This window comes from Schinkia azotoformans LMG 9581, from assembly GCF_000307855.1.
In the GTDB taxonomy this organism is placed as follows: domain Bacteria; phylum Bacillota; class Bacilli; order Bacillales; family Bacillaceae_J; genus Schinkia; species Schinkia azotoformans.
In genome coordinates, this window is the sequence record NZ_AJLR01000125.1 from 14,030 (window position 1) to 32,620 (window position 18,591).

The window sequence follows — 18,591 nt, forward strand, 5'->3', positions numbered from 1 at the left end:
ATTTATCCCCAGCTGACTTTTTTTGTAAACAAAAAAATTTTAAAAGGAGTTTATAAAATTATGTAGAAATATAGACACTGGGGATAAAACTACTATACAATAAGACAGGTAGTCCAAATTTGTCTAAATTGTATACATAAGAGATTGGAGGATGGAGAATGAATATCCACGAGTATCAAGGCAAAGAAATCCTCAGACAATACGGGGTGGCAGTTCCAAATGGGAAAGTTGCTTTCACTGTTGAGGAAGCTGTAGAAGCAGCACAGGCATTAGATAGTAATGTATGGGTTGTAAAAGCCCAAATCCATGCAGGCGGTAGGGGTAAAGCCGGTGGGGTTAAAGTTGCAAAAAGTTTAGATGAGGTTAAACAGTATGCTAGCGAAATTTTAGGCAAAACGCTTGTGACTCATCAAACTGGCCCTGAAGGAAAAGAAGTGAAACGCTTATTAATTGAAGAGGGCTGCGACATTAAGAAAGAATATTATGTCGGCCTAGTCTTAGACCGAGCAACTTCTCGCGTTGTCCTAATGGCATCTGAAGAAGGTGGAACAGAAATCGAAGAAGTAGCAGCAGCTACTCCTGAAAAGATTTTCAAAGAGGAGATTGACCCAGCTATTGGCTTACAAGCGTTCCAAGCGCGTCGTCTAGCATACCAAATCAACATTCCAAATGAATTGGTTAATAAAGCTGTAGCGTTTATGATGGGCTTATATAATGCATATATCGATAAAGATTGTTCAATTGCTGAAATTAATCCGCTAGTTGTTACTGGAGACGGACAAGTTATGGCTCTTGATGCTAAGTTAAATTTTGACTCAAATGCACTTTACCGTCAAAAAGATGTACTTGCATACCGTGACTTAGAAGAAGAAGATCCAAAAGAAATTGAAGCATCTAAATACGATTTAAGCTATATTTCATTAGATGGAAATATCGGTTGTATGGTTAATGGTGCAGGTCTTGCAATGTCTACAATGGATATTATCAAGCATTATGGCGGTGATCCGGCTAACTTCTTGGATGTTGGTGGCGGCGCAACTGCCGAAAAGGTTACAGAAGCATTTAAAATCATCCTTTCTGATCCAAACGTTAAAGGTATTTTCGTTAATATCTTTGGTGGAATCATGAAGTGTGACGTTATTGCAGAAGGCGTAGTAGAAGCAGCGAAACAAGTAGGTTTATCGGTTCCTTTAGTTGTACGGTTAGAAGGAACAAATGTTGACTTAGGTAAGAAAATTCTTGCTGAGTCGGATATTGATATTGTTCCTGCAGAGTCTATGGCTGACGGCGCACAAAAAATCGTATCATTAGTAGGTTAATGAAAGCTGGATTAAGAAAGGAGAAAATGACGTGGGTGTATTTGTAAATAAAGATACAAAAGTTATTGTTCAGGGGATTACTGGTAAAACAGCCCGTTTCCATACACAACAAATGTTAGAATACGGAACAAAAATCGTAGGAGGAACATCTCCAGGTAAAGGTGGTACAGAGGTTGAAGGTGTACCTGTATTTAATACTGTTCAAGAAGCAGTAGAAGCCACAGGTGCTAATGCTTCCGTAATTTACGTTGCAGCACCATTTGCAGCAGATGCAATCATGGAAGCAGTGGATGCAGAACTTGATCTTGCCATCTGTATTACAGAGCATATCCCAGTATTAGATATGGTGAAGGTTAAGCGTTATATGGAAGGAAAGAAAACACGCTTAGTAGGTCCTAACTGTCCGGGCGTTATTACAGCAGACGAGTGTAAAATTGGTATTATGCCTGGCTACATTCATAAAAAGGGCCATGTAGGTGTTGTTTCACGTTCTGGAACATTAACTTATGAGGCTGTACATCAGTTAACTCAAGCTGGTGTTGGTCAAACTTCAGCAGTTGGTATTGGTGGAGACCCAGTAAACGGCACAAACTTTATTGATGTTTTAAAGGCATTTAATGAAGATGAAGAAACATTAGCAGTTATCATGATTGGTGAAATCGGTGGAACAGCTGAAGAAGAAGCTGCAGAATGGGTTAAAGCTAACATGACAAAACCTGTTGTAGGCTTTATCGGTGGTCGTACAGCTCCTCCTGGAAAGCGTATGGGACATGCTGGTGCGATTATTTCTGGCGGTAAAGGTACTGCTGATGAAAAGATCAGAGTTATGAATGAATGCGGCATTAAAGTAGCTGAAACTCCATCTGTTATGGGTGAAACTTTAATCTCAGTATTAAAAGAAAAAGGTTTATACGAAAAGTGTAAAAATCTATAGGAGCTAGACATTAGCGCGCAAAACTTATTACTAACTAGGGGCTGACACAACTTTTGTGACAGTCCCTTTTTAATTAGAGGGAGGACGTAATGGAAGAAATGAAAAAGCGGTTAGTCCATATACACAGCGCTAGAGGTATTGGATGGAAATCAATCTACAGATTTATTCATTTTGATTCTACACTTCAATTGATCTTCACTTTAAAAGAACATCAATTCCCTGCACTTTTTCAAATGACTGCAAAAAATGCAAAGTTATTTTATGCAGATTTACATTCCACATCTACCGACGCACTATTGGATCAGTTTCATAAAGAACAAGTGCACCTCTTAACTATTTTCGATAACGAATATCCTGCCTGTTTAAGCAAGATTTATGATCCCCCTTGGGTTTTATATTTAAAAGGTAAGAAATCACTACTAAAGAGCAATTGTATTAGCGTAGTAGGTACTAGAAATCCTTCGCCGTATGGAATCGACGTAATTAAGACGATTATCCCTCCGCTCATCAAAAATAATTGGACAATTGTTAGCGGACTTGCGCTCGGGATCGATGCTGAAGCACATAAAATTTCCATAAAGGAGAAAGGTAATACAATAGCCGTTCTCGGTTCTGGAGTTCATCAAATTTATCCCACAAGCAATCAAAGCCTAGCCTCTGAAATGGCAATCTCCCAGTTATTATTATCCGAATTTCCTCCATATCGGAAAGCTGAAAAATGGCATTTCCCATTAAGAAATCGAATTATCAGCGGTATATCAAAAGGAACGGTGATCATTGAAGCCAAAGAACGAAGCGGATCGTTAATAACAGCTGAACAAGCCCTAGAGCAAGGAAGAGACGTATTTGCAGTACCAGGTTCCATATTTGAACCTAGGAGCCATGGGACAAACCGCCTTATTCAACAAGGTGCTAAATTAGTCTTAACTGCAGAGGATATAATAGAAGAAATCTAAAAAATAATTATTAAAAAATAACGAAAATATACATTAAAATGTATAAATTGAGAAATCATGTTTGACAAAAGTATATAAAGTATTTAATAATAATGAAGATTTTATTATTACCTCGTTAGGGAGGGATAGGTATATGTCGGATTATTTAGTAATCGTAGAATCGCCGGCAAAGGCGAAGACAATTGAACGTTATCTTGGACGGAAATACAAAGTTAAAGCTTCCATGGGCCATGTTCGTGACTTGCCCAAAAGTCAAACTGGCGTTGACATAGAAAATCAATATGAACCGAAGTATATTACTATTCGTGGTAAAGGACCTGTATTAAAAGAATTAAAAACAGCAGCTAAAAAAGCGAAGAAAATCTACCTAGCAGCCGACCCTGACCGCGAAGGGGAAGCCATTGCATGGCACTTAGCCCATACACTTAATATTGATGAAAACTCTGACTGTCGTGTTGTCTTTAATGAAATTACCAAGGATGCAATTAAAGAAGCGTTCAAACATCCAAGAGCCATTAATAAGGATTTAGTGAATTCCCAACAGGCGAGAAGAATATTAGACCGCCTAGTCGGCTATAACATTAGTCCAATTTTATGGAAAAAAGTAAAAAAAGGACTAAGCGCTGGCCGTGTACAATCTGTAGCTGTGCGTTTAATCATAGACCGTGAAAAGGAAATACAAGAATTCGTTCCTGAAGAATATTGGTCGATCACGGGTCTATTTGAAGTAAATAATGAAACTTTCGAGGCCGGCTTTTATGGGGCGGATGGAAAAAAACTTGACTTAAGCAATGAAGATGAAGTGAAAAATGTTATAAATCGAATCAAGGGTAAAGATTATATTGTGCAATCCGTTAAGAAGAGAGAAAGAAAAAGGAATCCAGCAGCCCCTTTTACGACATCTTCCTTGCAACAAGAAGCTGCACGGAAATTAAATTTTAGAGCCAAAAAGACAATGATGATTGCTCAACAGCTTTATGAAGGGATTGACTTAGGCGGAGCGGAAGGAACAGTCGGTCTCATAACCTATATGAGAACGGACTCGACGAGAATATCCGAAACAGCCCAAACGGAAGCCAATCAATATATAGAATCCGAATTTGGAAAGGATTATACTGCGCAGAACGAAAAAAAGACTGAAAAAAAATCAGCCAATGCTCAAGATGCCCATGAGGCTGTGCGTCCTACCTCAATATTAAGGACGCCAAACAGCCTTAAAACGGTGCTCGGTAGAGATCAGCTAAGGTTATACCGCCTTATTTGGGAGCGCTTCGTTGCGAGTCAAATGGCTCCAGCAGTTATGGATACAATGACTGTTGACCTTGTAAATGAAGGCGTGATTTTCCGAGCTAATGGTTCTAAAGTAAAATTCCCTGGGTTCATGAAAGTTTATATTGAAGGTAATGATGATAATACCAAAGATGAGGATAAACTGCTCCCGGATATTGAGGAAGGGATGACTGTTTCCTCAAAAGAAATAGATCCAAAACAACATTTTACACAGCCTCCTCCAAGGTATACGGAGGCAAGGCTTGTAAAGACGCTAGAGGAGCTTGGAATTGGTAGACCATCTACCTTCGCCCCAACATTGGATACGATTCAAAAGCGGGGTTATGTTGCCTTAGATAATAAACGATTTATTCCAACCGAGTTGGGGACCATCGTTCATGAATTAATAATAGAATTTTTTCCGGAAATCTTGGACCTTGAATTTACGGCCAAAATGGAAACAAGTCTTGACCTTATCGAGGAAGGGCAGACAAATTGGGTTGAGATCATCGACGAATTTTACCAAGGCTTTGAAAAACGTTTAAGAGTTGCGGAAAAGGAAATGCAAGAAGTAGAAATAAAGGATGAACCTGCTGGAGAAGACTGCGAACAATGTGGTAGCCCGATGGTTTATAAAATGGGGCGCTTTGGAAAATTTATGGCTTGTTCAAATTTTCCGGACTGCCGCAATACAAAAGCGATTGTTAAAGAAATTGGCGTGAAATGCCCTACTTGTAAGGAAGGCAATATTATAGAAAGAAAAAGCAAGAAGAAACGGATTTTTTATGGCTGTGACACATATCCAAACTGTGAATTTTTATCATGGGATAAACCAATTGCACGGGCCTGTCCAAAATGCAGTGGCTTGTTAGTAGAAAAGAAATCAAAACAAGGAATGCAGGTTCAATGTACAAATTGCGATTATAAAGAAGAACCACAACAATAGTAGCTTTATTCAGTCTACTGAATAAAGCTGCTGCCTCCGGCGGATGCCTCAGATTTTCAGTGGTAGTTTTTCGAGCGAGCTCGAAAAAATCTGGGCACAAATACGCCAAGGCGCATTTGATTATAGGAGGGTTTGACATTGAGTCAGGATTTTATAACGATAGTTGGGGCGGGTCTTGCTGGCAGTGAAGCCGCGTGGCAAGCGGCTAACCGTGGCGTTAAAGTTCATCTTTATGAGATGCGTCCGGTAAAGCAAACACCTGCCCACCATACAGATAAATTTGCTGAATTAGTCTGCAGTAATTCATTAAGGGCCAATACATTAACCAACGCAGTAGGCGTCTTAAAAGAAGAAATGCGCCATTTGAATTCAATCATTATTGGTTCGGCGGATGAATGTGCTGTTCCTGCCGGTGGCGCATTAGCTGTAGATCGCCACGAATTTTCTGCTAAAGTTACGGAGAAAATAAAAAAACATCCGAATATTACTGTCATAAACGAAGAGGTTCAAAGGATTCCGGAAGGTATTGCGATCATTGCTTCCGGACCTTTAACTTCAGAAGCAATGTCTAATGAAATTAAGCAGTTAACCGGGGAAGAGTATTTTTATTTTTACGATGCCGCTGCACCGATCATTGAAAAAGAAAGCATTAATATGGAAAAAGCTTATTTAAAGTCAAGATATGATAAAGGTGAAGCAGCTTATATTAACTGTCCGATGACGGAAGAAGAATTTAATACCTTTTATAATGCCCTTATTCATGCGGAGACAGTTCCTTTAAAAGAATTCGAAAAAGAAATTTTCTTTGAAGGCTGCATGCCGATTGAGGTTATGGCCAACCGTGGAATAAAAACTATGCTTTTTGGACCGTTAAAGCCGGTTGGCTTAGAGGACCCAAGAACAGGAAAGAGACCGTATGCAGTTGTTCAGCTAAGGCAGGACGATGCCGCCGGAACATTATATAATATCGTTGGCTTTCAAACGCATTTAAAATGGGGGGCGCAAAAGGAAGTCATTCAGCTAATACCGGGTTTGGAGAATGCTGAAATTATTCGTTACGGCGTCATGCATAGGAATACGTTTATTAACTCACCAAACTTGCTAAAATCGACTTATCAGTTGAAAAAAGATGATAAGATATTTTTTGCTGGTCAAATGACCGGAGTCGAAGGCTATGTAGAATCGGCAGCTTCGGGGCTTGTCGCTGGCGTAAATGCCGCGAAACTTATTAAAGGCCAAACTCCTGTAAGTTTTCCGGAAGAGACCGCTATCGGAAGTATGGCTCATTACATAACGGCCACGAATGCAAAAAGCTTTCAGCCGATGAATGCTAACTTTGGCATATTTCCACCGCTTCCCCAAAAAATAAAAAACAAGCAAGAAAGATATGAAAAGCATGCAGACCGAGCATTGGGGTCTATTCAGAATTTTGTGAATTATTTATGAAAAGTTTGCAATTTACTATAGTAGTATGGTAAGATTTATGGGACTTAACCTTTAAACAGCAAAAGGACTTTTTTAGCAGCAAGGAATTGAAAAATTTGCTGCTGTTTCTTATGTTTGTTTCTAATAATAAATTCTTAATACATAAGAACCATTAGCTGATACATAGATTTAAGAAGAAGGAATTCCACTTATTCTTAGGGGGTCTTTTATGAGTTCATCATTTCATGCAACAACCATTTTTGCAATTCATCATAACGGGAAATGTGCAATGGCCGGCGACGGTCAAGTTACATTTGGAAATGCTGTTATTATGAAACATTCTGCACGAAAGGTCCGTAGATTATATAACGGGAAAGTCGTTGCCGGATTCGCCGGCTCTGTTGCAGATGCTTTCACATTGTTTGAAAAGTTCGAAGGACGATTGGAAGAATACAATGGTAATCTGCAACGCGCGGCAGTTGAACTTGCAAAGGAATGGCGCAGCGACAAGGTTTTAAGACAATTAGAGGCAATGCTCATCGTTATGAATGAAGATTATTTATTGCTCATTTCTGGAACGGGTGAAGTGATTGAGCCAGATGATGGCATACTTGCCATTGGTTCGGGCGGGAACTATGCATTATCAGCCGGTCGGGCATTAAAGCGATACGCTGGTGATCATTTAACTGCTAAGGAGATTGCAAAATCCGCTTTAGAAATAGCCGGTGAAATTTGTGTTTACACCAATAATAATATTATTGTGGAAGAACTTTGAGTTGGAGGGATCAAGGATGAAAAAGGATTTAACTCCGCGTCAAATTGTTGAACGCCTTGACCAATTTATCGTTGGGCAAGACAAAGCAAAACGTGCAGTTGCTGTTGCTCTTCGGAATCGATATCGTAGAACTCTACTTGATGATAGACTTCGGGATGAAATAACCCCCAAAAATATACTAATGATCGGACCGACCGGAGTAGGAAAGACGGAAATTGCAAGAAGACTAGCGAAGCTAGTTGGAGCTCCATTTATAAAGGTTGAAGCTACAAAGTTTACTGAAGTAGGCTATGTTGGCAGAGATGTTGAATCTATGGTAAGAGATCTAGTTGAAACATCGATTCGTCTTGTGAAGGAAGAAAAAATGCAAAGTGTCCGTGCGAAGGCAGAGGAAAATGCCAATAAACGAATTGTTGAATTGCTAGTGCCGACAAAACAAAAGCAAACACAATATCGAAATCCATTGGAAATGTTATTTGGTGGGCAAAATCAAACACAAGATTATGATCAACAGCCATCAGAGGACCAGAACATTTCACAACGAAGAAAGCAAATGGCTCATCAACTTGCTCTTGGTGAATTAGAGGATCATATCATCACTGTTGAGGTTGAAGAGCAACAAGCTTCGATGTTTGATCTACTCCAAGGTTCAGGTATGGAACAGATGGGCATGAATATGCAGGACGCGCTCGGCTCTTTAATGCCTAAGAAGAAAAAAAAGCGCAAGCTTACTGTAAAAGAAGCACGAAAAGTTTTGACACAAGATGAAGCTAATAAGTTAATTGATATGGATGAGGTAACAGGGGAGGCCGTTTCAAAAGCCGAACAAATGGGGCTCATTTTTATCGATGAGATTGATAAGATTGCCGGTAAAAATCAAAATTCCGCAGATGTATCTAGAGAAGGAGTTCAACGTGACATTCTACCGATTGTTGAAGGATCTACGGTTGTGACTAAATATGGTCCTGTGAAAACAGATCATATTTTGTTCGTGGCTGCGGGTGCTTTTCATATGGCGAAGCCTTCTGATTTAATACCTGAATTACAAGGTCGGTTTCCAATCCGTGTTGAGTTAACTAGTCTCTCTGTTGATGACTTTGTTCGAATTTTAACAGAGCCAAGCAATGCTTTATTAAAACAATATGAAGCATTATTGCAAACGGAAGGTATCAAACTTGAATTTTCTGACGATGCTATTCGTAAGATAGCAACAATTGCCTATGAAGTGAATCAGGAGACTGATAATATTGGTGCAAGAAGACTTCATACAATTCTTGAACGATTGCTTGAAGATCTATCATTCGAGGCTTCGGATATCAATCTGGAAAAGGTCATGATCACGCCGGAATATGTAGATGAAAAATTAAGTACAATTGCTAGAAATAAGGATTTAAGTCAATATATATTATAACTTTATTCATACTGAATAAAGTTAAAGCCTCTGGGCGCAAATACGCCAAGGCGCATTTGATTATTTTTCCAATATTAGGAGGATTAAGATGAAGTTACTTGATAAAACTAGACAAATTAACGCAATGCTGCAAAAAGTTGGCGGAAAACCAGTTAACTTTAAAGAAATGGCTGAAACTTTACGTGATGTGATTGAGTCGAATGTTTATGTCGTAAGTAGAAGAGGGAAATTGTTAGGATTTGCAATAAAGCAACAAATTGAAAATGATCGTATGAAATTGATGTTGGAAGAAAGACAGTTTCCTACTGACTACACAAATAATTTATTTAATGTAACAGAAACATCAGCAAATCTGGATATTGATAGTGAATATACAGCTTTTCCGGTAGAAAATAGAGATATTTTTCAAGCGGGCTTAACGACTATCGTTCCAATTAATGGTGGAGGAGAACGTCTAGGTACATTAATTCTTGCAAGAATTCAGGAAAATTTTTCAGATGATGATTTAATTCTTGCAGAGTATGGTGCAACAGTAGTAGGCATGGAAATTCTTCGTGAAAAATCAGAAGAAATTGAAGAAGAGGCAAGAAGTAAAGCCGTTGTTCAAATGGCAATCAGCTCATTATCATATAGTGAGTTGGAAGCAATTGAGCATATCTTTGATGAACTGGAAGGTAATGAAGGATTGCTAGTTGCCAGTAAAATTGCCGACCGTGTAGGAATTACACGTTCAGTTATTGTTAACGCACTAAGAAAATTAGAAAGTGCGGGTGTAATCGAATCACGTTCTCTTGGTATGAAAGGGACATATATCAAGGTATTAAATGACAAATTCCTTATTGAACTTTCAAAATTAAAAACCAATTAATAATAAAAGCTGTCCAATTTGGGTTGTTTCTACTAAATTTGGGCAGCTTTTTTTTATGTGGTTTTTGTAGGATAAATGGGACTTTTTTTCTAATTTTATAGACATTTGCCGACAATTTGTTTTTTTTGTTATCATTTGTATAGAAATGATTTATAATAATGTGTAAATTGTAATATGATATTCTATAGTGTATTTTATCTTGGGAATAATTACCTAATTCCTGTGGTTTAGTTACATAGTAAAATGAATGTAGTGAGGAGATATACTATGAAACTATTTTCAGATTCTATTCAGTCATTAGAAAATGCTTTGGCATACTCATCGCTTAAACAAAAGACGATCTCAAATAATATTGCCAATGTAGATACGCCTAACTATAAAGCTCAGGAAGTAAGCTTTAAATCTGAATTTGATCGTGCTACATTACAAGCACGTCGTTCCGATGCTCGGCATTTTGAGTTTAAGCGTGGAAGTTCCAATATTGAAGTAAATACTAGAGCCACAACGTCCTATAACCATAATGGAAACAATGTCGATATTGATAAAGAGATGGCAGAAATGGCTCAAAACCAAATTTACTATAATGTCCTTGTTGATAGGATGAATAGTAAGTTTAATTCTTTAAAAGAGGCTTTAAAGGGAGGTAACTAATCTTGCGTGTTTTTAATGGAATGAATATATCTGCCTCTGCTTTAACGGCTCAGCGCTTTCGTATGGATGTCATTTCATCGAATATGGCCAATGCGGAATCAACAAGAGCTAATTTTGTAAACGGTGAGTGGCAGCCCTATCGCAGAAAAATGGTCGAATTTGAACCTGTTAAAGGTTCATTCAATACTTATTTAAATAAGGCAATGAAGGAGTCGCAAAATCCGGGACAAGGTGTTCGAGTTAGAGCCGTTGTGGAGGACGAGACGCCATTTACGTATGTATATAATCCTGAACATCCAGATGCGAATGCAGATGGATATGTTGCTATGCCTAATGTCGATCCTCTTAAGGAAATGATAGATTTAATGAGTGCAACTAGATCATATGAAGCGAATATCACTGCTTTTAATGCGACGAAAAGCATGTTGATGAAAGCACTTGAAATTGGGAAGTAGTGAGGAGGTAAAGCATTAGATGGAACGAATTTCGCCCTTTAAATTAAATCAGCCAACAAATTTACGTAATGATTCTATTTCTCAAAGAGTCACTCCCTCTGAAGCACACCAGAAATTTTCAAGTGCTTTAAAGAGTGCAATCAATGAACTTAATCAGTCACAAATACAATCTGATATTGCTACGAATAAATTTATAAAAGGTGAAATAACGGATATTCATGATGTAATGATTGCAGCACAGAAGGCAAGTATAACAAGACAAGCAGCGATTGAAGTACGTAACAAAGTAATCGATGCCTATAAAGAAATTATGAGAATGCAAATCTAAAAAAAGAATAAAACATAGAGGAATATGCTGGGGGCCATCATGAACGAGAAGCTAGTAAACTTGAAAAATAAAATTATGGATTTTTGGAATGCTAGGACGAAAACCCAAAAAACCATTATTGCCAGTTCAGTAGGCGCATTCATCGTCATTTTGATTCTCGTTTCAATTTTTGCATCAAAACCTAATCTTGTCCCTCTTTATAGTAATTTATCTCCCCAGGAAACCGGGCAAATAAAAGCTACATTGGATTCAAAAGGGATAAAATCTGAAATAACAAACGATGGTACTACTATTAAAGTGCCATCCGAATTAGTAGATACATTAACAGTGGAATTGGCGGCTGAAGGTATACCTGACAGCGGTGAAATATATTTTTCATCATTTGGTGAGGGTGGATTTGGTACGACCCAAGAAGAGTTTGAGATGAGAAAAAATGCAGCTGTTCAAAGTGAGCTTAAAAGACTGATCAAAAGATTTGAAGGTGTGCAGGATGCGGAAGTAATGATTTCACTGCCACAGCAAAGTGTTTTTATCGGTGAAGAGCAAGGAACTGCTTCTGCGTCAATCGTCATCCACCAAAAACCAGGCTATAAATTTAAGGATGAACAAATTGAGGGACTATACCATCTTGTTTCTAAAAGTGTGTCAAACCTGCCTATAGAAAATATCGTCATCACAAACCAGTATTTTGAGCATCTAGATCAAAAAAAATTATTTGCCGGAAATAATGGAAATGCAGGTGTTAACTTTACAGAACAATATGAAATCCAAAAGCAGGTTGAAAGGGATATCCAACGCCAAGTTCAGCAAATGCTTGGACTCATGATGGGTAGAGATAAGGTTATTGTTACAGTAACAGCAGATATTGATACATCTAAGGTCAATACAACAAGTAATATTGTAAAGCCAATAGATGAAGAGAATATGAAGGGAATTGCCATCAGTGCAGAAAAAATCTCTGAATCCTTTGTTGGTGATGGAGCTGCAGGTGGACAAGTTGGAGCTGGACAAAATGATGTCCCAAATTATCCAGCCCAAAACGGTAATAATAATGGCGAATATGAAAATATTGAAGAAAGAATAAATTATGATGTAACAAGAATTATGGAAACTGTCGAAGGATCGCCCTATAAAGTGAAGGATCTTGGGATTCAAGTGGCTATTGACAGCACGGATTTAGATGATCAAACGAAGCAAACACTTGGTGCGGAAATCCAAAATATGCTCAATGGCATCATTAAAACGACAATCGACAATAAGGAAGCCGATCTAAATGGAAAAGTAAATGTGACCTGGCAAGCCTTTAATGGCATCGAACCAATGCCTGTACCGACATTTATGGATACGGTTCAAAGTAATTTAGCAATGATTATTGGCGGTGTTTTACTATTGTTAGCCGTTGTTATTGGTTTATTTATGTTCCTTCGCAGAAATAAGAAAAAAGAGGCTATCGAAGATTTGGCTCCAATTACGGAAGGGCCAATTATCGATATTCCAGATGTGAATGAGGAACAGCAAACGGAAGCAAGCGCAAGAAGAAAACAGCTTGAAAAATTGGCAAAAGAAAAGCCAGATGAATTTGCGAAATTATTGCGCTCTTGGTTGGCTGAAGATTAGGGGGGGCTTTTATGTCTAAAAACTCGGAAGAACTTACAGGAAAGCAAAAAGCTGCCATACTCCTTATTTCTCTTGGGCCAGAAGTCTCTGCACAAGTATATAAGCACTTATCAGAGGAAGAAATTGAGAAGCTTACATTAGAGATTTCAAGTGTAAAGAAAGTTGAAACAAAACAAAAAGAGGATATTCTTGATCAATTTCATCAAATCGCCCTTGCTCAAGAGTATATTTCACAGGGTGGTATTGGCTATGCGAAGACAGTTTTGGAAAAAGCGTTAGGACCAGAACAAGCGGCATCGATTATTAACCGTTTGACTTCCTCCTTGCAAGTTAAACCATTTGATTTTGCAAGGAAGGCCGATCCTTCCCAAATATTAAACTTTATCCAAAACGAGCATCCACAAACAATTGCGTTAATACTTTCGTATCTTGACCCGGAAAAAGCCGGTCAAATTCTGTCTGCACTCCCACAGGAAATGCAGGCAGATATTGCAAAACGTATTGCTTTAATGGATAGTACGTCACCGGAAATTATTAATGAGGTTGAACAAATTTTAGAACGAAAGCTATCTACTACGGTAACTCAAGACTATACTCAAACTGGCGGTATTGAGGCTGTTGTTGAAGTGCTAAATGGTGTAGACAGAAGTACGGAGCGGACTATATTAGATGCACTAGAAATTCAAGACCCTGAGCTTGCTGAAGAGATTAAAAAGAGAATGTTTGTCTTCGAGGATATTGTTACACTTGATAATCGTGCGATTCAACGTGTTATTCGTGATTGTGAAAATGCAGATTTAATGCTTGCACTTAAAGTAGCAAGTGAGGAAGTTAGAGAGATTGTCTTTAAAAACATGTCAAAACGGATGGCAGAAACATTCATCGAAGAAATGGAATTTATGGGACCTGTACGTCTTCGCGATGTTGAAGAAGCACAGACAAGGATTGTTGCTACGATCAGACGTCTAGAAGAAGCTGGTGAAATCGTGATTGCCCGTGGAGGAGGAGACGATATCATTGTCTAGAGTTATCAAATCTCCTTTCACACAAACTGAAGAAGGTAAAAAAAGGGTCATCCAATTAAAACCGTTAAGCGGAGAACGGCAGTATTTCGAAGATAGTTACAATCAAAGCGAAGAAGCGGAGGAGAAGGCTGTTGATTTAAGGGAAATTGAAGTAAAGGCCGACGAAATTATTCGCAATGCCGAGAAAGAGGCCATTTCAATTTTAAGAGATGCCGAAAATAAATTACAAGAAATCATGCATCAAATAGAAGTAGAAAAACAGAATTGGGATATCGAAAAAGAGCATTGGATTGAAACAGCCAAACAAGATGGGTATGCAGAAGGCTTTGAGGTAGGTAGACAGGAAGGAGTTCACGAATTTAAAACTCTGATCAACACTGCCAAAGAGACTGTAATCCTAAGTAAACAAGATTATCTAAAAAATGTGGAACAATCGGAAACAACCGTTCTTCATCTAGGATTAAAAGCGGCAGAAAAAATTATCGGTTTTATTTTGGAATTAAACGAGGATATTTTTCTGAATTTGGTTAAGCAGGTTGTTAAAGAAGTAAAGGACCATCAGGATGTACAAATCCATGTTCATCCTAAATATTATAGTCTTTTAATATCGCAAAAAGAGGAAATTAAAGCTTATTTCAATAACCCAACAACGCAAATTTATATTTTTCCTGATGATGAACTAAAAGAAACGGATTGTATCATCGAATCGTCATTTGGAAGAATCGACGCAAGTATAGATAGTCAGCTAAATGAACTAAAGCTTAAGCTACTCCAAATTTTGGAGGGAGAGATGGAAGATGAAAACTGCTAATCTCATCTCTATGATCGATTCAATTGATACTTTTAAACGCTATGGCCGTGTAACAAGAGTCATCGGTTTAATGATAGAATCGCGCGGACCGGAAAGCTCTATTGGGGACTTATGCTATATCCACGTAGGTTTGAAGCGAAAGCGGATTATTCCTGCTGAAGTGGTAGGATTTCGTGATTCATTTGTTTTGCTTATGCCTTATACCGATATACAGGATATTTCTCCGGGCTGCCTCGTTGAGGCTACAGGTGAATCATTACAAATTAAAGTTGGATCTGCCCTGATCGGAAAAGTTCTAGATCCGCTTGGTTTACCGATGGACGAAAGTCCGCTTCCGAAGGGATTAACACCAGCTCCAACAGACCAGTCACCTCCTAATCCGATGAAAAGGCCCCCGATCGAAGAAGAGATCGAGGTAGGAATTCGAGTAATCGATAGCACCTTAACAGTCGGTAAAGGACAGAGGATTGGTATCTTTGCCGGTAGTGGTGTGGGAAAAAGTACGTTGATGGGAATGATCGCTCGCAATTCTGAAGCCGATATTAATGTAATTGGTTTAATAGGTGAGCGTGGTCGTGAAGTAAGGGAGTTCATTGAACGAGATTTAGGGGAAGAGGGCTTGAAAAAATCGGTTGTTGTCTGCGCAACCTCTGATCAACCGGCACTAATGAGGTTAAAGGGTGCGTATACAGCTACTGCAGTCGCAGAATATTATCGTGATCAGGGCTATAATGTCATGATGATGATGGATTCGGTAACACGTGTTGCAATGGCACAGCGAGAGATTGGACTTGCTATTGGTGAACCACCGACGACAAAAGGGTATACACCCTCTGTATTCGCTATATTGCCAAAGCTCTTGGAACGAACCGGTATGAATGATAAAGGCTCCATTACGGCATTTTATACAGTATTAGTTGATGGCGACGATATGAATGAGCCCATCGCAGACGCCGTACGCGGGATTTTAGATGGTCACCTTGTTTTGGACCGGGCCTTAGCGAATAAAGGCCATTATCCGGCTATTAATGTATTAAAAAGTGTCAGCCGTGTTATGAATAACATCGTTTCAAAAGAGCACCGAAAAGCGGCTGAAAGATTAAGAGACTTGCTGTCAACTTATATAAACTCAGAAGATTTAATTAATATCGGTGCTTATAAACGCGGATCCTCTAAGGAAATTGATGAAGCTATTCGCTTTTATCCAAGGATTATCTCTTTTCTAAAACAAGAGACAGATGAAAACATCCGAAAATCAGATTCCATATCCACTCTCATTCAGTTATTCGAAAATTAAATCATGTTTTTGGGGGTAGTCGATATGGCATTTAAATATAAATTCGAAAAATTATTATCAATCAAAGAAAACGAAAAAGATGTCGTTATCGGTGAATACAACGATGCTGTCCAAAAATTTGAGAAAGCGGCAACTAAACTATATCAATTGCTTAAGCAAAAGGAAGATTTAATAGATCAACAAGGGAAACAATTAACATCGGGCTTAAATATTAGACAAATTCAGGATTTACAACGATTTTTGCCATTCCTTGATAAATCAATTGCGGAGTGGCAAGTTCAAGTCGCAAAAGCTCGTAAATTTATGGAATTAAAACAACAGCTTTTACTTGAAAAAAACATTGAGGTAAAAAAATATGAAATAATGAAAGAAAAATCCTTGGCTGCCTATAGTCAATTGGAGAAAGCAGAGGAAAATAAATTAATGGATGAGATCTCGATCCAACAATATATGAATCGAGGAAATTAGGTGTTTATATGAGCAATAAAGCTGAAGAACTAAGCCTAAATGAGGAGAAAAAAAGTAGCAAAATTCAGTGGTTTTTGTTTGTGATCGTGATTCCGCTCTTTTTTGCCATAGCTATAGCCTTAGTTGTGATGACAATGTCCGGTATTAATGTATTTGACTTAGCTAAAAAGTATAGCGGTGATATACCGATTATTTCATCAATCGTTTCTAATGATGAAGATAAGGAAGAAGTTAGTGATAGTGTTTTTTCTTTAAAAGCTACAATTGAAGATCAAAAAGCGGAAATTGCAAATTTGCAGGCTGAAATTGAAAGCAAGCAAAAAGATCTCAAGGCTTCGCAAGAAGAAATTGATAAATTAGTGAATGAAATCAAAGCTTTGGAAGAGAAAGAAAAAGAGGCAACAATCAAGCTGGAAGAGCTTGCGAAGGTTTACGAAACGATGTCGGCGAAAAAATCAGCTGCCATTCTATCCGTTATGGCAAATAAAGATTCGATTGAAATATTAGTCAAATTGAATAATGAAACAAGAGCCGCTGTTTTGGAAAAAATGGAACCTAAAAAAGCAGCAGAATTAACCGTTTTATTAAAAGCCGAAGAGAACAAAGCCGGAATTAATAGTGAAGGGTAAAAAATAGTATTCATTCTGCGTTTTTACTTGAAAGGAGGTGAGAAAAATGAATGCCGCAGCCGTATTTGTAAATCCTAAAGCAACACAAAAGGTAGACATTCCGAAGAAATCGATGGATACAGTGAAAAATGGTGGTAATGAGACAAACCCATTTGCAAAACTATTGAGTGGGGAAGTAAACAAAAACGAATATGTAACAGTTCCTAAAGGGAAAGAGGATTCTCAGCCTCTTTTAGTAAAAGCCGAAGTTGCAGCTGATAATTCGGTGGATTCCGAAGAACTACTTCAGGCAATGGAACAATTGCAGGAGTTAATTCCAATAGATCAAGGTTTTATTGATCCTAAACTGATAGAAGATCCGGAAGTGTTAGCTTTGTTGAATCAAATGCCTCCGCAAATTCAGCAGTTACTGAAGGATTTTATTCAATCAGGTCAATCATTTGAATATTTAGTAGCTCAAACAGAGACTGGCAGTCAAGAACAAATAGGTCTATTACTACTTTCTCTATATCAGCTTGAGAAAAAAGGACAATTACCAGATGATCTGAAACAGCCTGAATTTATGAAGCTTTTACAACGCCAAATAAATGAAGAGTTCAATGTTCAGATTCCTGAAAAAGAAGTTCAAAGCGCAAGCATGCTTTTAAGTAAGCTCAATGAATTGCTTAATAAAAAGAATACGACGAATCCGGTTGATACTGTCATGCAAAATAAATTTGAGCTAAGACAAGCGATTCAAAGGGTACTTTATAGTACGTCTGCTAACGAAAACGCTGGTCAGCAAGATACTGCTAAAAAGGAATCAAGTGGCACAACAAACAATGTTACTGAAGTTAAAATGACACAATCTGTTGTGCACGAGGATGTATTTGACCAGCTTGTTGCTAGTTCTATCAAGGATGGGGGATCGGTAAATCGAATCCAACAATATGCTTTAAATGTAGGACAAACTTCCGGCTCGCCGTTGCCTGAGGACCAAATTTTGGAACAACTCCAAACTATCATGAAGCAAAGTAAATTTAGCACGTCACCGAATGGGACTAATCAATTGATGCTTAAGCTAAATCCTGCGCATTTAGGAACACTTACGATCAAGCTAATTGAATCAAATGGTGAAATGATCGCTCGCATTATTGCATCATCGAAAACGGCCAAGGAAGTCATCGAAACAAACTTAAATTCACTAAGGCATGTTTTTACAACACAAAATATAACGGTTGAAAAGTTGGATATCCAGTATCAGGGTGATAGCCAGTTTGATGAAAGCAATAAAGGAAACCGTCAGCAAGAGGACCAATCGAAACGAAACGAGCAGGAACCAGCGAATCAAAGGAACAAAGATGAAGATTCAATAGATTCAAATTCATTTAAGGATGAACTATTAAACATTATGGTATAGGAATGAGG

18 protein-coding genes are annotated in these 18,591 nt (G+C 38.2%); all 18 read left to right on the forward strand.

Annotation, left to right across the window (positions count from 1 at the left end; genetic code table 11):
• Positions 1 to 158: 158 nt before the first annotated feature.
• The 18 genes from sucC to BAZO_RS15270 all read left to right on the forward strand — a co-directional run bounded on the left by sucC (position 159) and on the right by BAZO_RS15270 (position 18,583).
• Complete coding sequence (gene sucC, locus BAZO_RS15185) at positions 159 to 1,319, forward strand: ADP-forming succinate--CoA ligase subunit beta (protein WP_003332522.1); 1,161 nt, start codon at positions 159 to 161, stop codon at positions 1,317 to 1,319.
• 31 nt (positions 1,320 to 1,350) lie between these two features.
• Positions 1,351 to 2,253 carry a succinate--CoA ligase subunit alpha gene (sucD, locus tag BAZO_RS15190; RefSeq protein ID WP_003332523.1) on the forward strand — a complete coding sequence of 301 codons (903 nt, stop codon included), beginning with the start codon at positions 1,351 to 1,353 and terminating at the stop codon, positions 2,251 to 2,253.
• Positions 2,254 to 2,342: 89 nt separating this feature from the next.
• On the forward strand, positions 2,343 to 3,209 hold the full coding sequence (gene dprA / locus BAZO_RS15195) for a DNA-processing protein DprA (RefSeq protein ID WP_003332524.1): 867 nt from the start codon (positions 2,343 to 2,345) through the stop codon (positions 3,207 to 3,209).
• 133 nt (positions 3,210 to 3,342) lie between these two features.
• On the forward strand, positions 3,343 to 5,424 hold the full coding sequence (gene topA / locus BAZO_RS15200; RefSeq protein WP_003332525.1) for a type I DNA topoisomerase: 2,082 nt from the start codon (positions 3,343 to 3,345) through the stop codon (positions 5,422 to 5,424).
• Between the two features lie 138 nt (positions 5,425 to 5,562).
• Positions 5,563 to 6,870, forward strand: a complete 1,308-nt coding sequence (gene trmFO / locus BAZO_RS15205; RefSeq protein ID WP_003332526.1) for an FADH(2)-oxidizing methylenetetrahydrofolate--tRNA-(uracil(54)-C(5))-methyltransferase TrmFO — start codon at positions 5,563 to 5,565, stop codon at positions 6,868 to 6,870.
• Positions 6,871 to 7,078: 208 nt separating this feature from the next.
• Positions 7,079 to 7,624, forward strand: a complete 546-nt coding sequence (hslV, locus tag BAZO_RS15210; protein ID WP_003332527.1) for an ATP-dependent protease subunit HslV — start codon at positions 7,079 to 7,081, stop codon at positions 7,622 to 7,624.
• Between the two features lie 16 nt (positions 7,625 to 7,640).
• The gene (hslU, locus tag BAZO_RS15215; protein ID WP_003332529.1) at positions 7,641 to 9,035 is read left to right on the forward strand and encodes an HslU--HslV peptidase ATPase subunit; all 1,395 of its coding nucleotides are present in this window, start codon (positions 7,641 to 7,643) and stop codon (positions 9,033 to 9,035) included.
• Between the two features lie 88 nt (positions 9,036 to 9,123).
• The gene (codY, locus tag BAZO_RS15220) at positions 9,124 to 9,903 is read left to right on the forward strand and encodes a GTP-sensing pleiotropic transcriptional regulator CodY (RefSeq protein ID WP_003332530.1); all 780 of its coding nucleotides are present in this window, start codon (positions 9,124 to 9,126) and stop codon (positions 9,901 to 9,903) included.
• 267 nt (positions 9,904 to 10,170) lie between these two features.
• Complete coding sequence (gene flgB, locus BAZO_RS15225) at positions 10,171 to 10,554, forward strand: flagellar basal body rod protein FlgB (protein ID WP_003332531.1); 384 nt, start codon at positions 10,171 to 10,173, stop codon at positions 10,552 to 10,554.
• Between the two features lie 2 nt (positions 10,555 to 10,556).
• Positions 10,557 to 11,009 (forward strand): flagellar basal body rod protein FlgC, encoded by a 453-nt coding sequence (flgC, locus tag BAZO_RS15230; RefSeq protein ID WP_003332532.1) that lies wholly within the window; start codon positions 10,557 to 10,559, stop codon positions 11,007 to 11,009.
• A 19-nt stretch (positions 11,010 to 11,028) separates the two neighbouring features.
• Complete coding sequence (gene fliE / locus BAZO_RS15235; protein WP_003332533.1) at positions 11,029 to 11,337, forward strand: flagellar hook-basal body complex protein FliE; 309 nt, start codon at positions 11,029 to 11,031, stop codon at positions 11,335 to 11,337.
• Positions 11,338 to 11,376: 39 nt separating this feature from the next.
• Entirely contained in the window at positions 11,377 to 12,954 is a 1,578-nt protein-coding gene (gene fliF, locus BAZO_RS15240; RefSeq protein WP_003332534.1) for a flagellar basal-body MS-ring/collar protein FliF, read from the forward strand.
• A gap of 11 nt (positions 12,955 to 12,965) precedes the next feature.
• Positions 12,966 to 13,979: a flagellar motor switch protein FliG gene (gene fliG / locus BAZO_RS15245; protein WP_003332535.1), complete on the forward strand. Its 1,014-nt coding sequence runs from the start codon at positions 12,966 to 12,968 to the stop codon at positions 13,977 to 13,979.
• The gene (gene fliH, locus BAZO_RS15250) at positions 13,972 to 14,790 is read left to right on the forward strand and encodes a flagellar assembly protein FliH (RefSeq protein WP_003332536.1); all 819 of its coding nucleotides are present in this window, start codon (positions 13,972 to 13,974) and stop codon (positions 14,788 to 14,790) included. The genes fliG and fliH overlap by 8 nt, the downstream gene beginning before the upstream one ends.
• Positions 14,777 to 16,087: a flagellar protein export ATPase FliI gene (gene fliI, locus BAZO_RS15255; protein ID WP_003332537.1), complete on the forward strand. Its 1,311-nt coding sequence runs from the start codon at positions 14,777 to 14,779 to the stop codon at positions 16,085 to 16,087. The genes fliH and fliI overlap by 14 nt, the downstream gene beginning before the upstream one ends.
• Before the next feature lie 24 nt (positions 16,088 to 16,111).
• On the forward strand, positions 16,112 to 16,555 hold the full coding sequence (gene fliJ / locus BAZO_RS15260) for a flagellar export protein FliJ (RefSeq protein WP_003332539.1): 444 nt from the start codon (positions 16,112 to 16,114) through the stop codon (positions 16,553 to 16,555).
• 8 nt (positions 16,556 to 16,563) lie between these two features.
• On the forward strand, positions 16,564 to 17,184 hold the full coding sequence (locus BAZO_RS15265; protein ID WP_003332540.1) for a MotE family protein: 621 nt from the start codon (positions 16,564 to 16,566) through the stop codon (positions 17,182 to 17,184).
• A gap of 46 nt (positions 17,185 to 17,230) precedes the next feature.
• Positions 17,231 to 18,583, forward strand: coding sequence for a flagellar hook-length control protein FliK (locus BAZO_RS15270; protein ID WP_003332541.1), 1,353 nt, complete (start codon positions 17,231 to 17,233; stop codon positions 18,581 to 18,583).
• Positions 18,584 to 18,591: the final 8 nt, after the last annotated feature.

What these genes read in the sequence shown, in the direction of transcription:
- codY (WP_003332530.1), top strand. Translation starts at nt 9,124, where the DNA reads ATGAAGTTACTTGATAAAACTAGACAAATTAACGCAATGCTGCAAAAA.
- hslV (WP_003332527.1), top strand. Translation starts at nt 7,079, where the DNA reads ATGAGTTCATCATTTCATGCAACAACCATTTTTGCAATTCATCATAAC.
- BAZO_RS15265 (WP_003332540.1), top strand. Translation starts at nt 16,564, where the DNA reads ATGAGCAATAAAGCTGAAGAACTAAGCCTAAATGAGGAGAAAAAAAGT.
- fliJ (WP_003332539.1), top strand. Translation starts at nt 16,112, where the DNA reads ATGGCATTTAAATATAAATTCGAAAAATTATTATCAATCAAAGAAAAC.
- sucC (WP_003332522.1), top strand. Translation starts at nt 159, where the DNA reads ATGAATATCCACGAGTATCAAGGCAAAGAAATCCTCAGACAATACGGG.
- fliF (WP_003332534.1), top strand. Translation starts at nt 11,377, where the DNA reads ATGAACGAGAAGCTAGTAAACTTGAAAAATAAAATTATGGATTTTTGG.
- fliE (WP_003332533.1), top strand. Translation starts at nt 11,029, where the DNA reads ATGGAACGAATTTCGCCCTTTAAATTAAATCAGCCAACAAATTTACGT.
- dprA (WP_003332524.1), top strand. Translation starts at nt 2,343, where the DNA reads ATGGAAGAAATGAAAAAGCGGTTAGTCCATATACACAGCGCTAGAGGT.
- BAZO_RS15270 (WP_003332541.1), top strand. Translation starts at nt 17,231, where the DNA reads ATGAATGCCGCAGCCGTATTTGTAAATCCTAAAGCAACACAAAAGGTA.
- flgB (WP_003332531.1), top strand. Translation starts at nt 10,171, where the DNA reads ATGAAACTATTTTCAGATTCTATTCAGTCATTAGAAAATGCTTTGGCA.
- fliI (WP_003332537.1), top strand. Translation starts at nt 14,777, where the DNA reads ATGAAAACTGCTAATCTCATCTCTATGATCGATTCAATTGATACTTTT.
- hslU (WP_003332529.1), top strand. Translation starts at nt 7,641, where the DNA reads ATGAAAAAGGATTTAACTCCGCGTCAAATTGTTGAACGCCTTGACCAA.
- fliG (WP_003332535.1), top strand. Translation starts at nt 12,966, where the DNA reads ATGTCTAAAAACTCGGAAGAACTTACAGGAAAGCAAAAAGCTGCCATA.
- topA (WP_003332525.1), top strand. Translation starts at nt 3,343, where the DNA reads ATGTCGGATTATTTAGTAATCGTAGAATCGCCGGCAAAGGCGAAGACA.